Here is a 22,002-nt window from a genome sequence, read left to right as displayed (position 1 = left end):
TTAGCGACGAGCCTCGAAGGGTGGGTGACCTTCCCTTCCGGAGTCTCGGTACGCGTGGTCGAGGAGTGCTGAGGCGACGACGAGTTCGACGGGGGTGGCGTCCCGTAGGTCGATGATCTGGCGCATCTGTAGGCGCATTTCATCGCCGGACTCCGGTTCGGGTCCGTGGATTTCGGTGCGCACGTGTTGTAGGTGTTCGGCGAATCTGCGGGGTATGTCGGGTCGCCGGTTGATACGTTCGGGGTTGGGTGGTGCGCCGGGTTCAGTGTTGAGTTGCCAGGTGGCGCGGCCTTCGTCGGGGCCTTCGCGAACCATGCGGGTGGTGAACTGTCCGGGCTGGTTCCCGATCATGTGGTGGTGGCGGGTGCAGGCGGGTGTCAGGTTGGTGACATCGGTCAATCCGCCGTCGACCCAATCGATGTGGGCATGGTGCATTTCCACATGGGTGGCGGGCACACAGCAGTCGGGGTTGGAGCAGACGTGGCCGTCGGGTCGGGCGAAGGAGACGAGGCGTTGTTCGCGGGTGGCCAGGCGTCTGCCGCGCCCGAAGTAGAGCGGGACGGCGGTGGCGTCTTTGAACACGGCCAGCCAAGGCTGGGCGTCGGCGAGCATGGGGATGAGATCTGTGACGGGAATCTGGGTGCCGGTGGCGGTGACGGCGTAACCGGCTTCGCGGACGAGATCGCTGTGGTCGACCTTGACGATCACCTGGATCGGCAGTCCACGATGACTCTTCCCGAGCATGCCGTCCTCCAACACGGCCCTCAGGAGTGCGTTGAAGGCGTCGTGGTTGAGCTGGGCGGGGCTGCGGTCGTCCCGTTCAGCGGCGGCCGCCACAGCGTCGGGATCGGCATCCTCGATGGACCCTGTCGGTGATTCCGGATCATTCGGATTGTTCATCCCCGGTTTGGCCCACACGGCCAGGAACATGGAGACCCGTGCCAGCAGTTCGGGTGTCAGGGTGCCCGACACCTTGGCGGTGCCATCAGCGCGTTGCCGATTGAGGTACACGTTGCGGCGTCGTCTGCGGTTGGTGTCGTCGGCGAGGGTGCCGTCGGGGTCGAGGTAGCCCAGCAGTCGGAAGCCCGCGTCGGTGATCTGGTCGGGGGTGAGGTGGACGGCTTGCTCGGCGATGGTGCGTTCGGCGGCGACTTTGATGTCATGGTCGACGGCGTGCGGAATCTGGTCGAGCACGTCGATCACGGCGTGGACATGTGCAGACCCGACCTGTCCGTCGGCGAACGCGTTGGCCAGAGTGGGGTGGACGGGTTCGAGGGGTTGGCCGGTGGTGGCGTCGGGGTAGGTGGCGGTGGCGCGGGTTTGTTTGAGGCGTTTGCCGGGGTAGGCCATTCGCAACCGGTGTTTCATGTAGTCGATGACGCTGCGATATCCGGCTTTACGGGGTAGGTCCCGCTGGTCGGCTTCGACGATCTGCTGGTTGCCGGTGTAGGTGAGTCGGGCGATGGCTTGTTCGATGCGGACGCCGGCGTCGTCGACTTCGGTATCGGTCAGGCGGGTGAAACCGGTGGCCTGAAGCCTGTCGACGACCGTATCGAGTTCATCGAGCAACTCGGGCATCCCTGCAGGAGACGATCCATCAGCGGTATCGGTCGATGCGATAGCGGTCATGACGGTCACCCCCTGGCTCCGCAGTTCGAATACATGTTCGACACTACACGCTAATATGTTGTTGTGCAACAAGACTGCGGGTTGTGTAGAAGCCGGTCTTGTCGGTGCAATGGTGTATTGCGCTTCCAGGCGACCCCGAGTTCACGGGAAGAGAATCGACCGGAACACCCGCGGGATGCGAGACCAGCCGGGCCGTGCCGCATAGTGGGTGAGGGCCTCGGATGCTGCATTGTTCGATTTCGAGGTGACGAAGACCGGCGACGCCGGGGCGATGGTGGATTCTCCGCCGGGCCAGGACCTCGGGAACGGACGGAACGAGCCGTACACCACCGACCTCTCCGGGTTGGGTACCAACAAACCGTTGTGTACCACGCCGATTCCGCTGCCCACGTCGTCCAGGGTGTTACCCGGATATGCGCCCCAGGCGAGCGTGGGTGAGAGGAAGACGAAGGCGGTCCAGCAGTTCACCCCGATCGCTCCGTACCGTAGGTCGGCGAGTGACTCCTCGAGACGTGGCCCGAGGGCTTTGCGTTCACGTGGGGAGATGATGACGCAGGCGCCGAGCTGACCTACGAGCCTGGTGTTCGCGAAGTGCACGGCGTCGCGTAGGAATGCTGATCCTGTACCGGGTAACTCGGTGTGTCCCAGAACAAGAGAGAAGAATTCGGTGTTGTACAGGGCGTCCGACGTGGAGTCGTCGACCCGGATGAGCAATCGGCCGCCGTGGTGTTCGGCGCGGGGATACTCCTGCTCGGCGAGACTCATCCTGCGGTCGCTCCCCGGATACCACGGTGCCCGAGGTGAAACCTTGTCGAGGAGCGATTGGATCGCGTCGAGGAACTGGGAACGCTGGGGCCACGACGAACTCAGGATGAGCGACTGACCGGCGACGCAATTGTGTCCCGCGTTGTGGATGCGCTGTGTGACAACGTGTTCTGCCTGATACCTGATATCGGCCTCGGACCACTTGCCCGGTACGACGATGATCGGGGACACGCCCCCGAGCTCGCTGGTGATGGGCTTCGTCAGAAGCGGTGTGCCCTCGGATCGGCGTCGTTCGCCCTCGGCCCCGACGCCCCACACGATCGCGTCGTGTGCGGCGCGGCTACCGGTGATGTGTACGTGGCCGATCTCGGGGTGGGACGTCAGGTACTCACCGGTTGCGATGTCGCCGTTGATGATTCGCATCACGTTGGCTTCGATGAGCGGGGCGAAAGCCTCGAGGTAGACGCTGTACAGCTCGCGGAAGGTCGGATTGAGTTTCAGGATCGAGACACGGTTGTACGCGACGAGTTCGTAGATCACATCGTACGGGCCGATGAGTGTGGCGTTCCCGGCGCCGAGGACGAGTCCGACCCCTCCGCTGACACCTGGGGTAAGCGTGCCGAGGCCGGCGCCCGCGCGCACCGCGTCGTAGCCAACGCCGGGCGGCATCCAGATCTCACCGCGCAACCCGTTGAACAAGAGCGCTTCCTGCAATCCGAGAGGCATCACCTCGAGTGTCAGCCGCCCGCCCGGGGCGCTACCGGTGCGCACCCCGTCGACCGGGCTCCGACCGGACGCGACCGTGCGCATGGTCTTCGCCAGCGTGGTCAGTCCGGCCATGATGATGTACGGACCGGCGAGCCATTCCTCACCGCGCACCGACGGTGGCGTGGACTTGATGCGGATCGCGAGCTCCGCCCAGCGTCTACTCACCTTGCCGACGGTCGTTCGTGTGCGTGAGAACAGATCTGCTCGTTGTTCCAGGGGCATCGCCGCCCAGTGGGCGGCGCCCTGCGCGAGCTCCGCGAGCATGCCGTCGAGTTCGGCATGCGCCGGCGGCGAGAGCCCGGCGGTCATGACCTCCAGTGTCCCACCGCGCACGCCGTGTGGCCAGACCTCGGTGCTGACCCGCGGGCGCGGGTCAGCCAAGTACGACGATGCGCGTGTCTGGTAGGTCTTTAACCAGACTCACCGATCGAAGGAGATCCCATGGACGTCGCAGGCAAGGTTGCAATCGTCACCGGCGGCGGCGGCGGGATCGGTGGTGCGCTCGCGCACGCTCTGGTCGAAGCAGGTGCGAAGGTCGTGGTCACCGACCTCGACGCGGCGTCGGCAAACGGCGTCGCCGATGCCCTCGGCGAGTCCGCGGTCGCGCTCGCCGGCGACGCCTCGAGCGACGACCACATCGATGCGGCGGTCCGCCTGGCCGAGTCCACCTTCGGGCCCGTGGACATGTACTTCGCGAACGCCGGCATCGGACGCGGTGGTGGTCTGGACACCGACGAGGCGATGTGGGATCTGGCGCTCGACGTCAACCTGCGCAGCCACATCCGGGCGGCGCGTCGGCTCGTACCCGAGTGGGTCGAGCGGGGTAGCGGTTACTTCGTCAGCACGGCGTCGGCCGCGGGCCTGCTCACCCAGATCGGCAACGCACCGTACTCGGTCACCAAGCACGCGGCGGTCGGCTTCTCCGAGTGGCTGAACATCACCCACGGCGACGACGGTGTGCGCGTCAGCTGCCTGTGCCCGATGGGTGTCGACACCAAGCTGCTGCGGCCCGAGGACGATTCGGCGACCACGGACCAGAAGCTGATGCAGAAGGCAGTCGAGACCGCCGGTGAGGTCCTGACCCCGGGTGCGGTGGCCGCGATCGTACTGGAAGCCGTTGCCGACGAACGGTTCCTGATCCTCCCGCACGCCGAGGTGCTGGACATGTACCGGCAGAAGGGCGCCGACTACGACCGCTGGCTGCGCGGCATGCGCCGGTACCAGCGCTCGCTGCGGGGTTAGCAGCGACTACTCGAAGTACCGACGCGGGACGTCGACGAGCATCGTGGTGATGTCGGCGTCGCCGACCCCGCGTTCACGCAGCGCGGGCAGCACGTCTTCGCTGATGTGGCGATAGTTCCACTTGGGTACCGCCTGCTTCTTCGCCTCCTGGTCGAACCAGTCGATGAAGCACGACGCGTCGTGGGCCAGTGCCATGCGGTCGGCGTAGCCGCGCTTGCACAGTTCGGCGACCGTGTTCACCCGCTCCTCGAACGGCAACAGCAGATCGAGACCGAAGCGGTCCATGCCCAGGATCGAGCCGGCGTCGGCGATCTGCATCAGATAGTCGAGGTCGACGCTGTCGCCGGAGTGACCGATGACCACCTTGGTGAGGTCGGCGCCCTCCTCGGCCAGCACCTTCTGTGCCACCAGACCCGACTGGGTGTGCGGATTGGTGTGCACGGTGATGGGTGCACCGGTCTGCGCACTGGTTTGTCCGACGGCACGCATCACCCGCTCGACGCCCGGTGTCAGTCCCTCGGCCTCGATGGCGCACTTGAGGAATGCGGCGCGGACGCCGGTGTCGGCGATGCCCTCCGTGAGGTCCTTGGTGAACATCTCCACCAGCGGTTCGGGGACGTCGAACAGCAGGCCGGGTCCGGCGTAGTGGAACTGGAACGGGATGTCGTTGTAGGTGTAGAGGCCCGTCGCGACGACGATGTTGAGGTCGATCTGCTCGGCGATCCGCTGGATGCGGGGGATGTACCGGCCGAGCCCCAGGACCGTGGGATCGAGAATGGTGTCGATCCCGAGCTCCTTCAGCTCGGACAGATCGCGGACGGCTTCTGCGACTTTCGCGTCCTCGTCCCAGTCGTCCTGGTAGTTCTGCCGGAACTCTTCGCCGACGATGAAGACGTGTTCGTGCACAAGCACTTTGCCGAGATCGGCGGAATCGATCGGACCTGCTGCAGTGTGGACGGTGGCCACGCGAACCTCCTCCGGGGCCCGCCTCGTCGCGGACCCGCTGCGCCGAACCCTAATCGACCCTCCTCTGGCGCGGAGGCGGTTTCGACGGCCCGCTACCGGCGGCCGATGAGTTCCGGTGGGACCTCGGGTCTGACATCGTGACAGCAACGCAGACCGCGAGCACAGGAGCATCCCGATGGGAAAGATCCACGTCCACGAATTCATCACCCTCGACGGCAGTTTCGAGAACCCCGCCTTCACGATGCCGTACGGGTTCACCGACCGGATGGGCGAGGTGCTGGGCGGTATCACCGGCTCATGTGACGGCATCCTGCTGGGCCGCAACACGTTCGAGATGTTCGGTCCGGCGTGGTCGGAACGGAGCGTCGACGACGACCCGGGCGCTCCGTTCTTCAACGACACCACCAAATACGTCGTCTCCTCGACGCTCGACGAAGCGACCGGCTGGCAGAACTCCGAGGTCGTCGGTGGCTACGACCTCGATAAGATCCGCGAACTCAAGAGCTCCCACGACCTCTACGTCAGCGGCAGTGGCACGCTGGTCCGAGCCCTGTTGCGCGACAGGCTGGTGGACGAGTTGCACCTACTCGTCTATCCGGTGGTCCTCGGTAGCGGCGCGCGCCTCTTCGACGGTCTCGCCGACCTACCGCTCACCCTGGTGGGGACGGAGTCCTTCGACAACGGCGTGGTGCACCTGTCGTACGCGTCGACCGCCTGAGCGTCAGGCCAGCTCCATCGCGCTGAGGAGCAACTGCGCCACCTCGGCGTAGGCGCGGTGCTCCGCTTCGCAGAAGGCGATCTCCTCCTCGCCCAGTTCGGCCTTGCGAGCCGAGGCGAGATTGTCCATCCACTCGCGCATCTCGGCGGCGCAGATGTCGAAGAACTCGTGCACGCGTTCGGGATCGCGGCGGCAGGCGATCAGAACGGTGGTCGGCGACAGCGTGCTGTCCGGCTTCTGGCTGAGGCGCAGCAGTGCCAGCAGAACCCCGGGGAGTCGTTCGCCACGGCACCGGTGCGTGGACTTCTTGCCACCGTCGAGCCGGGCGATCATCTCGGCGCGGGCGGTGGCGGCGAACTGGTCCCAGCGACGCAGCGCGGCGTCGAGGTTGGCGGGACTGAACACCGCCACGTCGAGTCGGCGCTGGGCATAGACGAGACCGTTGCGGACCACCACCGCGATCTCCGGCCAGCGCGGGGAGAACTCGGAGATCAGCATCCCCAGGACCGACGGTGGCGGCACCGCGGAACTGAGGATCGTCACGATCTCGAGCGCGCGTGCATCGCGGGTCGGCCGTAGCAACGACGTGCCCGACGACCGCAGGAAGATCGCCTTGCGCGGACTGATCACCACCGGCCGGCCGGCCGCGGCCATCGCGGCGCGGACCAGTTCGACGAGATGATCCTTGGACTGCGGCACGACGCCGCTCTCGACCGGGGCGTCGAGCGGATGGGCCAGCGAAGCGAAGCGGATGGTGTCGGCGTTGGTCGTCTCGGGGTCGAGCGCGTGGGTCCCGAACTCGCGGCCGTGTCGGTCGGTCCCCGGGGCGTCGTCGCTGGTCTCGGTGTCGGCCGATCCCGAGGCCAGATGGTGCCGCGCGTACGACGGGTCGCCGATGCTGACGAACGACGGGTGGATGACTCCCCACACCTCGCGCAGAGCTCGCACGGCGGCGCGGGCGAGGTCACCGAAACGGTCGTCGGCCACCTCGTAACAGAAGGCGCTGCGACCCTCGAGACGGCACCAGCCGCGGTCGACGATGTAGGTGGCCTGCCGCATCCAGCGGTCCTTGTCGGTCCACGTCAGGTCTCCCGCGGAGATGGTGCAGCGCAACCGGTCCTCGTCGGCGACGGCGAACGTCATCCGCCTGCGCCAGCCACCGGCCGCGGCCTCCACGACCGTCAACGACTGCCCGGGAACGAGCTGCGGCACCCGGCCCGCGAGGGTGTCGGTGAAGTCCCGCCATGCCGCCTCGACGACGGCATCGAAATCGGGGGACATTCGCACTCCTTAGGGCTGGGTCCTCGTGCTGGGTGGCCGCCGGCGAACCTGCGGAACCCGAATATTACGACGCCTTCCTGACACCCGGGTGAGATCTACAGCGGAGTCGAATGCCGGGTCGTCTCGCCGAAGCTCGTGTGCCAGGGGAGTCGGTGGTCGACGTAGTCGGCACACGTCAGCCGAGAGTGGGACGGTGAGCCGCCGGTCAGCGACTCCCACATCACCGAGTTGACGATCCGGACGGCCGCCGACCCCATCCGGGTCGGATGCCAGGTGTCGGCGGACTCCAGCGGGCCGATGACCCGAGGTGCCGCGGTCCGCGGTTGTGCGCGTGCCTGCTCGGCCCGGGAGATGTCGCAGAGGACGCAGGCATTCGCGGAGGTGTGGCGGCGGCGTCGTGCCCAGGCCTCGGCCCGCATCGGTATCACCGTCAGCTGTACCAGAATCCCGCCCGCGTCCGGTCTCGCCGCGGTGTGGATCGATGGAGCGACGAACTGCCGGTGATCACCCGTGACCGTTCGGTATGACGCCAGGGTCTGCTGGGTCGGCACCTCGATGTAGTCGTCGGTGGCGAAGTCGGGTGTCCCGGTGAACGGCTCACCGCTGATCGCGTTGATCCCGTCCACGCCGACCATCACCAGGAACGGATGCTGGTGCGGAGAGGAGAAGTCGATCCAGGTCGCCTCGGACTGCCACATCGGGATGACGGCGTCGGCGTCACCGGTCGGTGAGCCGTGCGCGAGCCGCAATGTGGTGTCGGCGGTCAGTCCGGTGCGGTCGTGGGGATCGATCGCGCGCAGGGTCCTCGGGAAGACGACATGCAGGCGGGCGTCGGGTCCCAGTTCGGGGAAGGCGAACGTCAGCGTGCTGCGGTCGGTGGTGAGGGTCATGCAGTGCTCCGATGGGAGGCCGGGCGGGGCCGCCCGCAGGAGACCCACTACCGATATAGCGCAGGCATCACCGTGACGCTCGTGTACGGGGCCGTAATCCTCCGGGTGGACTACCGGAAGATCAGCAGGTGGGTGAGTCGTGTCCGGTTCGCGGCTACTTGGCCGTCGGACGACGGTCGGGGACGTCGTCGTCGGACAGCACGACGACCCGGAGCGCGGCGCGCAGATTGTGGGTCGTGGCCCGCCAGGCGTCGGCCTCGTGCCGGCATGCGTCGGCCTCGGTCGAGTCCGCGGACGCAACCGCGTCGGCCGCCGAACGCCGCCAGGTGAGGTACTGCTCCTCGCAGGTGTGGATGAACGAGAGGATGTCGGCCTGGTTGTAGCGGCAGATCTTGGCGACCTCATGAGCGGACAGCGACCGACCGTCGGGATCGAGTTCGAGCAAGGTCTGCAGCGCATCCGGGAGGCGTTCGTCGGTCTCGGGCCGGGTCGGCGCCGCAGTCTGCGTGATCTGCTCGATGACGTTCGGCGCGCAGTCGGCGAGGAAGCTGAACCACTCGGCGAGCGCGGAGCTCAGATTGTGGGGGTGGAAGACCGCGCACTCGAGGGTCAGGGTCGCGAAGACCTCGTCCTGCAGGAGATGGACACGGACCGCCGAACCCATCGTCGGCTGGGCCGCCACGATGTCGGCGGCGCGCCTGCGATCGGGGATGTCGCCGGCCAGGCGGGCGAAGAACTCGAGCCGGGGGGCGTCCGACCGCGGGCTCAGCCACGAGGACACGGGCTTGGTCGGCAAGGCGATGTCGCCGTCGGCGTCGGTCTGGATCCGGCAACCGGTCAGGTCCTCGAGCGAACCGAGGAGCAGCGCCCGGAGGTGGTCGTCGTCGAAAGGCTGGACCGCGACCTCGATCTGTGGTTCGGCGCGCGCTGCCGGGGTGTGGTCGAGGAAGGCCGGGTGCACGACTTCCCAGACGCGACGCAGCGTGGCAACCGTGGTGTGGGCGAGCTCGTCGACGCGCCGGCGGCCCACCTCGTAGATGTGGGTGCCGTTGCGCAGACGACGCCAGCCGATGTCGGCGAGCATGTCGAGATGCTCGAGGAAGTACTCCTCGGTGGGGTGCAGGTCGGTGTCGTCGATGGTGCACCGCAGACGGTTCGACCCGGTGAGGGTGAATCGCAGTCTGCCGTGCGGGCCTTCGGGGATCAGGGGGTCCTGCTGGATGGTGAGCGTCGAGCCGGGGGTGAGGTTGGCCAGACGATCGCCGACGTGCAACTGGAATGTGCGCCAGGCGTCATCGATGTTCGAGTCCACGGTGAAGTCGGGCGTCATGTCGACTTCCTTTCTCGTGCGCTGAGATCGAGACCGCCCGGTGCTACAGCGGGCTTCGGGTGGCTGCGGTGTCGGTTCGTCGACGGACAGCCCGGATGAGCCGGCTCAGACGTGAACGACCGCGAACCCGTCTCGGGGTTCAGGTTAGGTGACCGGGGCGACATTGTTGGTCGGTTGATCAGACCTATTGCTGAACGATTGCTCGAACCGTACCCCGCTCTGGGACGCCCGGCTGACCACGCAGACGGTTCTCCCAGGACCGGGAGCATAGTACCAGGTCAGAGCCTGAATATTCTCATGCAGCCGGTGACGAGTAAGGCACCTCCGCCGGCGACTCGGGCGCCTGGGAGGGCTCCTCGGGAGGCGGGGCGTACTCGGTGGTCGGCTCGGTGGTGGTCGGTGTCTCGGTGTGGGTTTCCTCCGGCGGCGCCTCGTAGGTCTCGGTTGATGTCTCCGCGGGCGGCGCCGACCTGGGGATCTCCGGTTGCGCAACGGTCCAGGAGGCGGACCGGACGACGACGGCCCGGGACGAGAGCGCCAGGGTCCAGACGCCCGTCGCGTCGGTCGCGCCGAGGACGGCGGCCCGTTCCAGCGCCGCGGCACTCACCGAGCGCGGCACGCCGTCGCTGCACGCCAGCGCGATGGTGCCCGACGCCGCGCCGGGCGGGACCGAGCAGCTGACCGACAGGCCCGCGTCGTCGAAGACAAAGCTGCCGATGAGGTCACCGGCACCGCTGAAGGAGGTCGGGACGGATGCGGCCTCCGGTGGACTCTGGGCGGCGGGGTTCTCGGACGACGGGTTTCCTGCTGATCCGGGGGCCGGCACCTCCGCCGAACCCGGGACGCCCGAACCCGGCTCTCCCGAAGGAGAGCCGGCAGGTGAGTCGGAGGCGGGGGCGCCGACCGGCAGCCCGTTGTCCTCGGCGGCACGCTCTTCGACGGCCGGGGCGGCGGCCGGGTTACCGGCCTCGAGCAGACCGTTGCGTTCGGCGTCGTCGTCGGTGGCGGCCGTGAAGGGGGTGTTCAGCGACGCCGGTGTGGGCAGCGGTTCGGAGAGTGGTGGCAGACCCGAGAGGTCGAGGAGACCGCCCAGCGTCTGCGGGATGATCTCGCCGGTGAGGAAGTTCAGCAGTTGCAGGACCGACCCGCCGTTGGCGTTCGCGACGGGCGTGGGTGTGCCCGGGACGATCGTCGTCGTGCGGTTGACGGCGGTGACGTTCTGGTTGTTGTAGGCGATGCGGGTCACCTCTCGGGTCTGGTAGCCGGGCCACGGCTGACCTTCGAGCCGATAGCCGCCGAGGGGTGCCGAGGCAGGCGGCGCCAGCGGATTGCCACAGGAGCACATGGCCCGCGGGACTCCGGCGGCGTCGACGTACACCGAGGTTCCACGCTGCAAGACCGACTGGAACGGCTCCGCCCGACCCGTCGTGAAGGTGTGGTTCGTGACCCAGGTGTCTGCGGTGAGGACCACCGGGGTGAGGGTGTTGAGGTAGTGCGGGATGGCGGCCGTGCTGATCCCGAAGACGCTCGCCCAGGCCGCGGCCTTCGCCGGATCGGCCATCAGGCGGTTGCTGAGGGCCGCGGTGTCGCAGGCCATGGTGTCGCCCGTCGCGTACAGGCCGGCCTCGGTGCCGTTGACCGCGCGGCCACCCATGTCCGGAGCCCCGGCGCTCGCAGTGAGCGCGACGTTCGCCGGCAGGTTCCCAGCTCCGGAGACGAGAACCGGATCGGTGAACGGGTCGATGCCGGGATCGTTGACCGAGGCGAGCGTGAGACCGGGTACGTAGATGTCCCCCTTTCGGGCCTTCACCACGAACACGATCCCTGCCGCGAGCACGAGCGCCAGGACGACGACGATCGCGCCGAGGACGAGGGTGAGGGCCTGCCGGTTCTTCGGCTGAGGAGGAACCGCACCGAAGGGCGTCGAGGGATGGGTCGGGGGACCGGGCGGGTAGGTCATCGGGGCGAACTCCTCGTGCCGACGCGCCGGCGACACCGGCGCGGTCGTGGCGGGCAGAGGCGCTCGCCGAGTTCGAGTATCAGCGCCCCATCAGACGCCGGGCAAGGCCTGACCAGCACAGATCGGACATCTGCCGCCAAATCTCGACCGTTTGGACCACACCGCGTAACACCGCGATCGACGGGGCCGACGTGCCGGTTCGGGCCGGGGAGCCGTCCTCAGATCCGACCGAACACCATCGAGTCGTCGATCTTGCTGATGCGGTGATCAAGCGCGTCCCGGTAGTAGTTGTGGCGCACCTTCCAGTGCCCGTGGGTGCCCGACTTCGGCAGCGCATCGGGCGACCGTTCGACGTACCCGGCCTTGAGATCCCACAGCGGTTGCGCCGTCATCGGTTCGGACCCGAGATGCGGGTAGGCATGCGTGTAACCGTTCTCGCGCATGTACTTCACCAGGGTTGCGACCGACCGCGCGGTCATGTCAGCGCGCAGCGTCCACGACGCGTTCGTGTAACCCACCGACCAGGCGAGGTTGGGGACGTCCTCGAGCAGGTGGCTCTTGAAGACGAAACGGTCGTGCGGTTTCACCTCGTCACCGTCGATGCGCAGCCGGGTCCCGCCGAATCCGAGCAGCTGCAGGCCAGTCGCGGTGACGATGATGTCGGCGTCCAGATGCCTACCCGACGTCAGGCGCACACCGGTCTCGTCGAAGCGGTCGATGTGGTCGGTGACCATCTCGATCGATCCCTCGGTGATGCCGTGGAACAGGTCGGCGTCGGGGACCATGCACATACGCTGATCCCACGGGTTGTACGTCGGGTTGAAGTGGACGTCGACGGGATAGTCGTCGGGCAGGTTCGCGGCGACGTTCGCGCGGATCAACTTGCGCCCGAGCTTCGGGAAGCGGTGGGTGAGATGCACGATCGCCGCGGTCTGCGTCGCATAGCGGAGGCGGATCGCCCGGTGAGCGGCCTTGGGCGGGAGCAACTTCTTGAGGGCTGGTGCCAGGTAGGCCTTCTGCTTCGACGAGAAGATGTACGACGGCGAGCGCTGCAGCATCGTCACGTGCGCGGCGTCGTCGGCGATGTTGGGGATGAGGCTCACCGCCGTCGCCCCGCTGCCGATGACGACGACGCGCTTGCCGCGGTAGTCGAGGTCCTCCGGCCAGTGCTGGGGGTGGATGATCTGTCCGGTGAAGTCGTCGGCGCCGGCGAAACGCGGCGTGTACGGCTGGTCGTAGTCGTAGTAACCGGTCGCGAAGAGCAGGAACCGGCAGCGGTAGGTCTCGGTGCGCTTGTCCGCACCTTCGCCCACCTCGACGCCGAGCGTCCAGGTGTCCGTCGAGGAGTCCCAGTCCGCGGTCAGTACGTGCCGTTCGAAGCGGATCTGCTCGGCGATGCCGTACTTGTGCGCGGTGTGCTCGATGTACTTCCGGATGTCTTCGCCCTCGGCCAGTGCACCCGGCTTGCGCCACGGCTCGAACGGGTAACTCAGCGAGAAGATGTCACTGTCCGAGCGGACACCGGGATAACGAAACAGGTCCCAGGTGCCGCCCATCCGGGGGCGGCGTTCGAGGATCAGGTAGTCGGCATCCGGGTTCTGCTCGCGCAGGCGATAGGCGCAGTCGATACCGGACAGGCCGGCGCCGATGATGATGACGTCCCGCATCGGGGACTCGGTCGTCGACGGCGAGCTGGGCTCGGGATCGCCGGCTGATCGGACGGCGTCGGTGGCGTCGATCTCGGTCACATGGACCTCCTCCGTGGGATGCCTGGGTGGTGCCATCATGCAACACTTGCGACCACCTGTGAACGGAATCACACGACTGGTGTCGACCGCCGGGCATGGGCCACCACCGCCCTGAATGCAGATGTCGCGTAACGTATTGCGGCACAATACGTTACGCGACATCTATCGATATTAGCCGGCTGGTGATCCGGTCATCCCGCCCACGGAGCCCGACTCATCCGCGTTCGGGGCGTGTCAGCCCGCCGGAGTTGTTGTCGGAGTGTGCCTTACGAGGCCGGCGGGGTCAGCACGGCGTCGATCAGGTACACCTGGGCGTTCGAGGTGGTGACGCCGCCGCAGACGATTCCCGCGTCGTTGACCTTGAGGTTGTCGCCCTCGCCGCTGACGGTCAGCTTCTTGCCTTCGAGGGTGGTGTGCTCACCCAGGGCCTTGTCGGGGGTCGCCTGACCCTCGACCACGTGGTAGGTCAGGATGCTGGTCAGCAGGTCCTTGTCGGTCTTCAGCTGCTCGACGGTCTCCGGCGGCAGCTTCGCGAAGGCGTCGTCGGTCGGCGCGAAGACGGTGTACTCACCGTCGTTCAGCGTCTCGACGAGGTTGACGTCGGGGTTCAGCTGGCCTGACAGTGCGGCGGTCAGGGTGGTGAGTTCAGGGTTGTTCGACGCCGCGGTGGCGACCGGGACGGTTGCCATGTCGGCGATCGACGCGGGACCAGAGGGGTTGGCCTCGGCGTAGGCGGCACAGCCGGGGCCGACGAGGTTCGCTGCCGGGTCGGCGGCTGCGCTCGCGCTCATCGAGCTCATTCCGGTTGCTGCGCTGGTGGTTTCGCTCGACGAGTCGGAATCGTCACTCGAACAGCCGGCGATCACGCCGACGGCGAGGACCAGTCCGGTCACCGCTCCTGCGATACGGGGAACACGCTTGATCATCGTTGATCCAATCTCTCCGAGAAGGTTTCGGCTGCGCTGAACGGCAGCCTCACAAGCGCATTCGGCACCGTGTGAGAATCAGATGGGTCAGATGTGCCCGTTTGTTCCGGCGCCGGGGAGACCCGGCTGTCGCCAGACGGTCGAGTGCTGAACGCGCTCATGCCGATTCCCTGGACGAGGGTGTCCTCATCCAGGGAACCGGCATTCTCTCGCTCGACGGAGTTACGGGCTCAGAGGTGGGTAACCCGTTGCCCGCGAACCATTGTGATCAGAAGAAATCACTCGCCGGCAGGCGGCGTCAGGACTGCGTCGATCATGTAGACCTGCGCGTTGGCAGTGGAGACGCCACCACAGGCAACGCTCGCCTCGTTGACCTTGAGCATGTCCGGCGATCCGGTCACGGTCACGGTCTGCCCCTCGAGGGTCTTGTGCTCACCGACGATCTTGTCCGGCGTCGCCTGACCCGAAACCACGTGGTAGGTAAGGATCTTGGTCAACAGATCCGAGTCGGTCTTGAGCTGCTCGACGGTTTCGGCCGGCAACTTGGCAAAGGCCGCGTCGGTCGGTGCGAAGACGGTGTACTCACCGCTGTTGAGCGTATCGACCAGGTTCACATCCGGATTCAACTGGCCGGACAGCGCCTGCGTCAGTGTCTTCAGCTCGGGGTTGTTCGACGCCGCGGTGGCAACCGGATCCATTGCCATCCCGGAAACCGAGCCGGCGCCGGAGGGGTTGGCCGCAGCGTAGTCCCCGCAACCGGGACCGACCGGGCCGCTGGCGGTGTCGGCGGACTCGTTGTTCATCGACGACATCGCGGTGCCGGTTGAAGAGCTGCTGCCCGAGTCGGATTCGTCGCTGGAACAACCGGCGACGACGCCGACGGCCAGCGCCAGCCCGGACGCTGCGACCACGAGTCGCTGAATTCGTTTGATGGCCATGGCCCATCCAATCTGAAGGTCGTGGTCCGACCATCCGGCCGAACTCAGAACGTCATTCGCGGCTCGAGTGGTCGCGGATGGGTCCGATGTCAGATCAATCCAATCCGGGCGCTGTCGACGGGCGAACTCCCCTCAACAGAAACGGAGTTCAATGGTGCGAGTGTTCAGAGAGTCCACTGTGCGGGCGGCGGTGTCGGGGGTCGTCGCCGTGGCAGGAGGTCTGGCAGTCGGCGAACTCGTCGCAGTCGGTATCTCGCAGTTCGCGTCCCCGTATCGCGCGGTCGCGGCCTTACTCGTCGACCATGCGCCTGCGTTTGCACGCGAGTTCGCGATAGACCGATTCGGAACCGCGGACAAGCCGGCGCTGCTGGCCGGTATGGCGCTGGCGATTCTGTTGATCGCAGTGACTGCCGGGGTTTTGCAGGTCAAGCGGCCGCCCCTCGGGGCGCTGGTCGTCGTGGCCTTCGCGGCTGTCGGTGTGGTTGCCGTGTTGACCCGCCCCACGATGGAGGCGTCCTACGTCGTTCCGCCGGTTGCCGCCGGCCTGGTTGCCGTCGGTGTGTTGGTGGTGCTGGGGCGCGGGAGTGCCGTCGGAGACGTGTCCGAAAAGGACGCGCCCCGCGCAGGGGGATGGTCGCGCCGTCGGTTCGTCGGTGCGGTCGGGATCGTCGTGGTGACGGGGGCGGTGTGCGCCGGCGTGGCCCGACGCGCCGCGGACACCGGTGGGGCCATCGCCGAGCGCATGCGGCTTCGGTTGCCGCGCACGACTTCTGCGAGCGCGCCGATTCCGCCGGGTGCCGATCTGGGTATCGATGATGCGACTCCGTTCATCACCGGAAACCGCGAGTTCTACCGGATCGACACCGCGCTCCAGGTCCCGCAGCTGACCACGGCAGACTGGCGGTTGCGGATACACGGGATGGTGGATCGCGAGATGACGCTGGGGTGGGACGACCTCCAATCGATGCCCGCGATCGAGCGGATCATCACGCTCTCGTGCGTGTCCAACGAGGTGGGTGGCGACCTCGCCGGGACCGCACGTTGGCTCGGGTACTCAATGCGCGACATCCTCGCCGAGGTCGGGGTTTACGCCGATGCGGACATGTTGCTGGCCACCAGCGTCGACGGGTGGACCTCGGGAAGCCCGCTCGAGGCGATCCGAGACGGCCGCGATGCTCTGCTCGCCGTCGGCATGAACGGCGAACCGCTACCCATCGAGCACGGATACCCGGTGCGGCAGGTTATCCCCGGCCTCTACGGGTATGTGTCGGCGTGCAAATGGGTCGTCGACTGGGAGATCACCCGCTTCGATCGCGCCGAGGCCTACTGGACCCAGCGGGGCTGGGGCGTGCGGGGACCGATCAAGACCGCGTCGCGGATCGATCGGCCGGCACCGCTGTCGGCGACGCCCGCGGGACCGGTGGTCGTCGCGGGTACTGCGTGGGCGCAGCATCGGGGTATCGAGTCCGTGGAGGTCCGCGTCGACGACGGACCGTGGAACCGCGCCGAACTCGCCACCGAGTACTCGACGGACACCTGGCGCCAGTGGACATGGACCTGGGACGCCACGCCCGGCCGACACACGCTGTACTGCCGTGCGACCGACGCCACCGGCGCGACCCAACCGGAGGAGCGGGTGCCGCCCATTCCGGAGGGTGCCACCGGCTGGCACAGTCGCGTGGTGACCATCGAGTGAGTTACTGGGTCCACTCCGCGGCCCAGTCCTGGCCCTCGGAGATGGCTCCCATGGTGGTCTGGCCGTCGAGCGCCTCGCGGATGATGTCGGCGTGCCCGCAGTGGTGGGAGGTCTCCCGGAGCAGGTGCAGGAGCATGGTGCGGATCGTGGACCACTCGCGCTCCGGTGCCCACGGCGCGGTGGGCTGGGGGATGAGCTCGTCGAGGCTGTCGGCGTCGGCGATCACGCGGTCGAGTGCGGCGGCGTTGCGGTCGTAGGCCTCGAGCCAACCGGTGAGGGTCTCTCCCTCGACCAACTCGTATTCGGTTTCCGCGCGGCTCATGTCGAACTCGGCGGTCTCGTCGCGCTCGATGATGACCTTGGCGGCGTTTGCCTCCCCGTTGGCGAGGTGCTTGATGAGGGCACCGATGGTCAGCGTGCTCACCGTGGTCTGCTTGCGGGCCTGCTCGTCGGAGAGGTTGCGGGCGGTGACCTTGAGCATGTTGCGCTGGTCCTGCAGAAGGGTGAGGAGTTCGAGCTTCTCGCCGGTGACGTCGACGCTGAGTTCGGGGGTGGTGTAGGTGCTCACGGTGCTCTCCGGTTCGTCGTGGGTTGTTCGTGCTGGTGAGAACCACGTTATGACCGATTGAGGACAACTCCGGTCCTCGTTTTGTTCTCATCTTTCTTCGACCTTCGGGAGCTATATCGGTTGAGCGGCGTGCGGCTGGTACCCGACGATGGGCGCATGACATCTCCGCTCGACGCGCTCACCCGGAAACCCGATCGCGCCACCGATCGCGACGCCCTCGACCACGTACTCGATGAGGCGAAGGTCGGGACGCTCAGCACCGTCGTCGATGGTCTGCCATGGTCGGTGCCGATGCTGTTCGCGCGCGACGGCGACCACATCCTGTTGCACGGATCGACCGGCGCGGGCGCGTTGCGGCATGTCGCCGCAGGCGCGCCGGTGACGTTCACCGTCTTCGTGATGGACGGACTGGTCATCGCCGACACCCTGTTCGACCACTCCGCCAACTACCGGTCAGCTGTGGTGAGAGGTTTCCTCGAGCAGGTCGACGACGCGAGGTCGGTGCTGGAGGTGTTGTCGGACAAGCTGATTCCGGGTCGCGTCGCCGAAGTGCGGGAGACCACCCGCAAAGAACTCGCCGCGACCGTGGCCCTTCGGTTGCCGATCGTCGATGGTCAGTGGATCGCGAAGGCGCGCACCGGTGGTCCGGGTATCGAGTCAGAGGAGTGGACCGGCGTCGTACCGATGAGAACGGTCTACGACGAGCCGGTCACGTATTCCGGTGAAACGCCGCCGGATTCGGTGCGGGCGCTGGCCAGACCGCCGGCCGAGTAGTACCGACTGCGGGCGCGCGAGTGGTTTCGATACGGCTCGTCGCAGGCTCCTCGCCTACTCAACCAGCCAGAGTCTGCCGGCCGAGTAGCGCCGACCGAGCGCAGCGAGGACGCCGCGTATCGAGGTCACGCACCGCCGCCACAGCAGAAGAAGGCCGGCCGACGGGCCATCCGGGGGTGAATGACCCGCCGGCCGAATCGAGGCGCACGGCCGGCCGGATTGCGGTGGCCGGCCGTGGTTCTCGATGGTGACGCGGCCGGACGGTAGGGGGGCTACCCGTCGGCCGCGCGTTGGGAGACCGTGTCGCGGGATCGCCGAGACACGGTCGGCTCTATCCCTTGCGCAGCAGGAACCGCTGGATCTTGCCGCTGGGGGTCTTGGGGAGGGCGTCGACGAAGTGCACGGTGCGCGGGTACGCGTGCGCCGCGAACTCGGTCTTCACCAGCTGCTGCAGTTCCTTCTCGAGGGCCTCGGTGCCCTCGACACCGGGAGCGGGGACGACGAACGCCTCGATGACCTCGCCGCGCAGCTCGTCGGGACGCCCGACCACCGCGACGTCGACCACCGACGGGTGCGTGATCAGCACGCTCTCCACGTCGAACGGCCCGATGCGGTAGCCGGCCATGATGATCACATCGTCGTCGCGCGCGGAGAAGAAATAGCGGCCCTCCTCGTCGGCGCGGCCGGTGTCGCCGGTGAGGTACCAGCGGCCGTCCTCGGTGAACCGTGCGGCGGTCTTCTCCGGCGCGTCGAGGTATCCGCTGAACCACATGAGCGGACTGGCGGGCACGTCGATCGCGATCTGGCCGTCGACGATGCCTGCCGCGAAGCCGGGCATCGGCTTACCCATTGAACCGGGGACGAGCGTCTCGTGGACGTCGTCGTGCCAGTGGTTGTTGATGAACATGCCGTGTTCGGTCTGGCCGTAATGGTCGCGGACCTCGGTGCCGAGTGCCTGCTGGGCCCAGCCGATGACGTCGGGGGTCAGGGGCTCGCCGGCCGAGGAGGCGCGTCGCAGCGAGAAGCCGGTGATCCGCGGGTCCTTGCTCAGGGTGCGGTAGACGGTCGGTGCGGCGGCGAAGTTGGTGACGCCGAGACCGCCGAGGATCTGCGCGGTCAGCTCGGGGCTGAAGCCGGCATGGAGCAGCAGGTTGCGGTGTCCGGTCGCAAGCGGGCCGAGGATGCCGTAGTAGAGGCCGTAGGCCCAGCCCGGGTCCGCGGCGTTCCAGAAGACGTCGTCATCGCGGACGTCGAGGCCGTAGTGCATGTAGGCGACGAACGAGGCGAGGGCCTTGACCGGCACCGGGACGCCCTTCGGCGCGCCGGTGGTGCCGCTGGTGAAGAGCAGGATCAGGGCGCCGTCGCCGCCCACGGCCACGGACTCGGCGATCGGCTCGTGCGACGACACGAGCTGCTCGAACTGCTCGCCGGCGACGATCGTCTCGACACCGTCGATGCCCTCGAGCTTCGACGCCTGGCTCGGCTCGGTGATGACGACCTTCGCCTTGCCCGACGTGAGGCGCATCTCGATGGCCGGGGTGGCGAACGCGGTGAACAGCGGGATGTAGACGGCGCCGAGGCGGGCGATGGCCAGCAGCGACACGACGAGTTCCTCGCGTTTGCCCATGAGGACGCCGACGGTGTCACCACGTCCGACGCCGAGCTCGGCCAGCGCTGATGCCAAGCGCTTGGAGCGCTCGGCGAGGTCGCCGTAGGTCACGTCGGTGGTGATCGGGGCGGGGGCCGAATCGGCGTCCGCGGAGGCCTCGACCTCGATCACGGTGAACGCGACCGCGTCGGGATCGTGGTCGTCGACGAGGAGTGCCGCCGCATTGGCGTCGGGCGCCCCGTAGATTGCCAACCAGCGGTCGACCATGTGGGTGGGGGTCATGGTGGCCTGTGTCATCGTGAACCTCGCTCTTTACTGAGTAAGCTGGGTCACAGTGTGACGCGACACAAGTAGTCCCTACCACCCTCCGAAGAGGGGGATAGAGAGGTGAGATGCCCGAGCCGTTGAGCGGGATCGTCACCGACGCGTTGCGACGGGTGCGCAAATCGAGCGGAGTGCCCTTGGCCTTCGCCGGCGTCGTCAACAACTCCACTAGCCTGCGTCTCCAGCATTTCGCTGGGAGTCACGCTGGTGCGCTGTCCGGACTCTCGGTCGACGTCGGCCACGGGCTGGGCGGCAAGGTCGTCTCACTGAACCGGCCGATGGTGGTCGAGGACTACCTGCGGACCCCGCACATCACCCACCGCTACAACACGCTCATCGAACGCGAGGGTCTGCGCGCGATGATGGCCGCGCCGATCATCGTCAACCGGACGCCGGTCGCCGTCATCTACGGCGCGCTGCACACCCCCGATCCGATCGGTGGCCGCATGCTCGACGTCCTGGCTGCCGAGGCGCGCGCCGTCGAGCAGGAGATCGTGGCCGCACGCGCCCGGTTGGAGCACGGCGCGCAGAGCGAGGACGAACTGCGCGACCGTATGACCGCCGCCTACACGCGCCTGCGGTCACTCGCCGACACCGTCGACGACGCCCGTCTCGCCGAACAACTCGCTGCCGTCACCGATTTCCTACTTGCCGAAGCGGCCGCCGACTCGGTCGCCGTCGAGCTCACCGGACGCGAACAAGATGTGCTGTCGCTCGCCGCTCTCGGTTACTCGAACGCGCGGATCGCCGAAGCCCTCGGCCTGACCGTGCACACGGTGAAGAGCTACATGAAGGACGCGATGCGCAAGCTCGACGCGTCGTCGCGGCTCGAGGCCGTCGTCGTCGCCCGGCGCGCCGGCCTGCTGCCCTGACCCCTGCCCGCCCGCGATCGGTAGAAAGCATGGGGATATGGCGCGCATGATTGCTACCGGATCGGGGTACTTCCGGGCTCCATGCGACTGATCTCGGCGATCCTGCTGACCCTCGGCCTGACATCGGCCCTCCTCGTGTCGGCGCTGGCTGCCGCCGCACCCACGACCGTCTGCGGTTCGACGCTGACCTCCGCCGACCGCGCCCGCATCGTCGAGCTGAGTTCATACGACGCCGGTTCCCGTGAACTGCCGCTCGTCCAGCTTCGACGCAACGTCGAGCGTCTCTACGGGATCGTCGACATCCTCACCGAGAACGGCGACCGTCGGGGACTGTTCGCGCTCGGTCTGGCGTCGGTCGAACGCGACGCGGTGATGCCGTTGCAGAATCGCCCGGCGGTTTTCCAGACCCCGCGGTGGGCGCCGGTCATCAGCCTGAAACTGCTCAATCGTTTTCTCGACGCGGTGCGCGCGGAGTTCAGTGGCCGTCCGGTGCCGGGGCAGTGGCGGCACTACTTCGACCTGGCCGCCGACTGCCGCGTGCCAGGTCAGCGCGTTGCGATGGCCGGTTACAACGCCCACATCACCGTCGACCTGGCCTACGCGACCGCCGACTCGCGTGCGACGACCGCCAATGCTCGGGATTTCTTCTTCATCGTCGATTCGATCGCTGCCCACGGGAACTCGATCGTGACGTCGACGATCCGCGAGTACGGCGTCGATCTCGGCCCGATCTTCCGCTTCTACGTTCTGGGGAGGGGCTCGATCGCGTCGCCGGTGCCGGTCGTGCCACCGGGCCGATGCTGCGGGCTGCCGACGTCGGATACAACGTGCTGACCTTCCGCAACGGGCTCGCGCTCCAGGGCCGGACCTCGGCCGCGGGTGCCCGCGGAGATGTCCGCGGACTGTGGAACACCGGCGAGGCGGCCCTGACTGCCTTCCAGGACGCCGGGCTCATCCGCTGACCCGCTCGCCGATCGGTAGAAAGCATGGGGATATAG

At 67.3% G+C, this 22,002-nt stretch carries 19 protein-coding genes; 7 read left to right on the top strand and 12 right to left on the bottom strand.

Features of this window, described 5'->3' with window-relative positions; genetic code table 11:
- Complete coding sequence (locus M1L58_RS22280; RefSeq protein ID WP_248660514.1) at positions 1-1,629, bottom strand: HNH endonuclease signature motif containing protein; 1,629 nt, start codon at positions 1,627-1,629, stop codon at positions 1-3.
- A gap of 141 nt (positions 1,630-1,770) precedes the next feature.
- Positions 1,771-3,471, bottom strand: a complete 1,701-nt coding sequence (locus M1L58_RS22275; RefSeq protein ID WP_248660513.1) for an aldehyde dehydrogenase family protein — start codon at positions 3,469-3,471, stop codon at positions 1,771-1,773.
- A 132-nt stretch (positions 3,472-3,603) separates the two neighbouring features.
- On the opposite strand from M1L58_RS22275, the gene M1L58_RS22270 reads away from it, so the two are divergent.
- Positions 3,604-4,404 carry an SDR family oxidoreductase gene (locus tag M1L58_RS22270; RefSeq protein WP_248660512.1) on the top strand — a complete coding sequence of 267 codons (801 nt, stop codon included), beginning with the start codon at positions 3,604-3,606 and terminating at the stop codon, positions 4,402-4,404.
- A 6-nt stretch (positions 4,405-4,410) separates the two neighbouring features.
- Here M1L58_RS22270 and M1L58_RS22265 read toward each other — a convergent pair whose 3' ends face one another.
- Positions 4,411-5,370: a phosphotriesterase family protein gene (locus M1L58_RS22265; protein WP_248660511.1), complete on the bottom strand. Its 960-nt coding sequence runs from the start codon at positions 5,368-5,370 to the stop codon at positions 4,411-4,413.
- Positions 5,371-5,545: 175 nt separating this feature from the next.
- Between M1L58_RS22265 and M1L58_RS22260 the strand changes: the two genes are divergently transcribed.
- Positions 5,546-6,088 (top strand): dihydrofolate reductase family protein, encoded by a 543-nt coding sequence (locus M1L58_RS22260; RefSeq protein ID WP_248660510.1) that lies wholly within the window; start codon positions 5,546-5,548, stop codon positions 6,086-6,088.
- A 3-nt stretch (positions 6,089-6,091) separates the two neighbouring features.
- Here M1L58_RS22260 and M1L58_RS22255 read toward each other — a convergent pair whose 3' ends face one another.
- The 7 genes from M1L58_RS22255 to M1L58_RS22225 all read right to left on the bottom strand — a co-directional run bounded on the left by M1L58_RS22255 (position 6,092) and on the right by M1L58_RS22225 (position 15,161).
- Positions 6,092-7,369, bottom strand: coding sequence for a TY-Chap domain-containing protein (locus M1L58_RS22255; protein WP_248660509.1), 1,278 nt, complete (start codon positions 7,367-7,369; stop codon positions 6,092-6,094).
- A 95-nt stretch (positions 7,370-7,464) separates the two neighbouring features.
- Entirely contained in the window at positions 7,465-8,259 is a 795-nt protein-coding gene (locus M1L58_RS22250; RefSeq protein ID WP_006868411.1) for a hypothetical protein, read from the bottom strand.
- Between the two features lie 154 nt (positions 8,260-8,413).
- Positions 8,414-9,589 (bottom strand): TY-Chap domain-containing protein, encoded by a 1,176-nt coding sequence (locus tag M1L58_RS22245; RefSeq protein ID WP_248660508.1) that lies wholly within the window; start codon positions 9,587-9,589, stop codon positions 8,414-8,416.
- A 295-nt stretch (positions 9,590-9,884) separates the two neighbouring features.
- Positions 9,885-11,549, bottom strand: a complete 1,665-nt coding sequence (locus M1L58_RS22240; protein ID WP_248660507.1) for a DUF6777 domain-containing protein — start codon at positions 11,547-11,549, stop codon at positions 9,885-9,887.
- 218 nt (positions 11,550-11,767) lie between these two features.
- Positions 11,768-13,297 (bottom strand): flavin-containing monooxygenase, encoded by a 1,530-nt coding sequence (locus tag M1L58_RS22235; protein ID WP_248660506.1) that lies wholly within the window; start codon positions 13,295-13,297, stop codon positions 11,768-11,770.
- Between the two features lie 266 nt (positions 13,298-13,563).
- Positions 13,564-14,223: a fasciclin domain-containing protein gene (locus tag M1L58_RS22230; protein WP_248660505.1), complete on the bottom strand. Its 660-nt coding sequence runs from the start codon at positions 14,221-14,223 to the stop codon at positions 13,564-13,566.
- A 278-nt stretch (positions 14,224-14,501) separates the two neighbouring features.
- Complete coding sequence (locus M1L58_RS22225) at positions 14,502-15,161, bottom strand: fasciclin domain-containing protein (RefSeq protein WP_248660504.1); 660 nt, start codon at positions 15,159-15,161, stop codon at positions 14,502-14,504.
- 151 nt (positions 15,162-15,312) lie between these two features.
- On the opposite strand from M1L58_RS22225, the gene M1L58_RS22220 reads away from it, so the two are divergent.
- Entirely contained in the window at positions 15,313-16,857 is a 1,545-nt protein-coding gene (locus M1L58_RS22220) for a molybdopterin-dependent oxidoreductase (protein WP_248660503.1), read from the top strand.
- Between the two features lies 1 nt (position 16,858).
- Here the strand turns inward: M1L58_RS22220 and M1L58_RS22215 are convergent, their stop codons facing one another.
- Positions 16,859-17,425, bottom strand: a complete 567-nt coding sequence (locus tag M1L58_RS22215) for a DinB family protein (RefSeq protein ID WP_248660502.1) — start codon at positions 17,423-17,425, stop codon at positions 16,859-16,861.
- Positions 17,426-17,581: 156 nt separating this feature from the next.
- Here M1L58_RS22215 and M1L58_RS22210 point away from each other — a divergent pair, with 156 nt between their 5' ends.
- Positions 17,582-18,199, top strand: a complete 618-nt coding sequence (locus tag M1L58_RS22210) for a pyridoxamine 5'-phosphate oxidase family protein (RefSeq protein WP_248660501.1) — start codon at positions 17,582-17,584, stop codon at positions 18,197-18,199.
- A 331-nt stretch (positions 18,200-18,530) separates the two neighbouring features.
- On the opposite strand, the gene M1L58_RS22205 is transcribed toward M1L58_RS22210, so the two are convergent.
- Positions 18,531-20,105, bottom strand: coding sequence for an AMP-binding protein (locus M1L58_RS22205; RefSeq protein WP_248660500.1), 1,575 nt, complete (start codon positions 20,103-20,105; stop codon positions 18,531-18,533).
- Positions 20,106-20,200: 95 nt separating this feature from the next.
- On the opposite strand from M1L58_RS22205, the gene M1L58_RS22200 reads away from it, so the two are divergent.
- The 3 genes from M1L58_RS22200 (at position 20,201) to M1L58_RS23690 (ending at position 21,966) form a co-directional block, all read left to right on the top strand.
- A complete protein-coding gene (locus M1L58_RS22200; protein ID WP_248660499.1) occupies positions 20,201-21,004 on the top strand; it encodes a helix-turn-helix transcriptional regulator in 804 nt (267 codons plus the stop codon).
- A gap of 81 nt (positions 21,005-21,085) precedes the next feature.
- On the top strand, positions 21,086-21,838 hold the full coding sequence (locus M1L58_RS22195) for a DUF5995 family protein (RefSeq protein ID WP_374112780.1): 753 nt from the start codon (positions 21,086-21,088) through the stop codon (positions 21,836-21,838).
- Positions 21,802-21,966 carry a hypothetical protein gene (locus tag M1L58_RS23690; protein ID WP_374112779.1) on the top strand — a complete coding sequence of 55 codons (165 nt, stop codon included), beginning with the start codon at positions 21,802-21,804 and terminating at the stop codon, positions 21,964-21,966. Before M1L58_RS22195 ends, M1L58_RS23690 begins: the two co-directional genes overlap by 37 nt.
- The last annotated feature ends 36 nt before the right edge of the window (positions 21,967-22,002 follow it).

The sequence above is a fragment of the Gordonia sp. C13 genome (assembly GCF_023218005.1).
GTDB lineage: Bacteria > Actinomycetota > Actinomycetes > Mycobacteriales > Mycobacteriaceae > Gordonia > Gordonia namibiensis.
The sequence above is the reverse complement of the archived record's forward strand: the minus strand, read 5'-3'. Positions and strand labels throughout refer to the sequence as shown.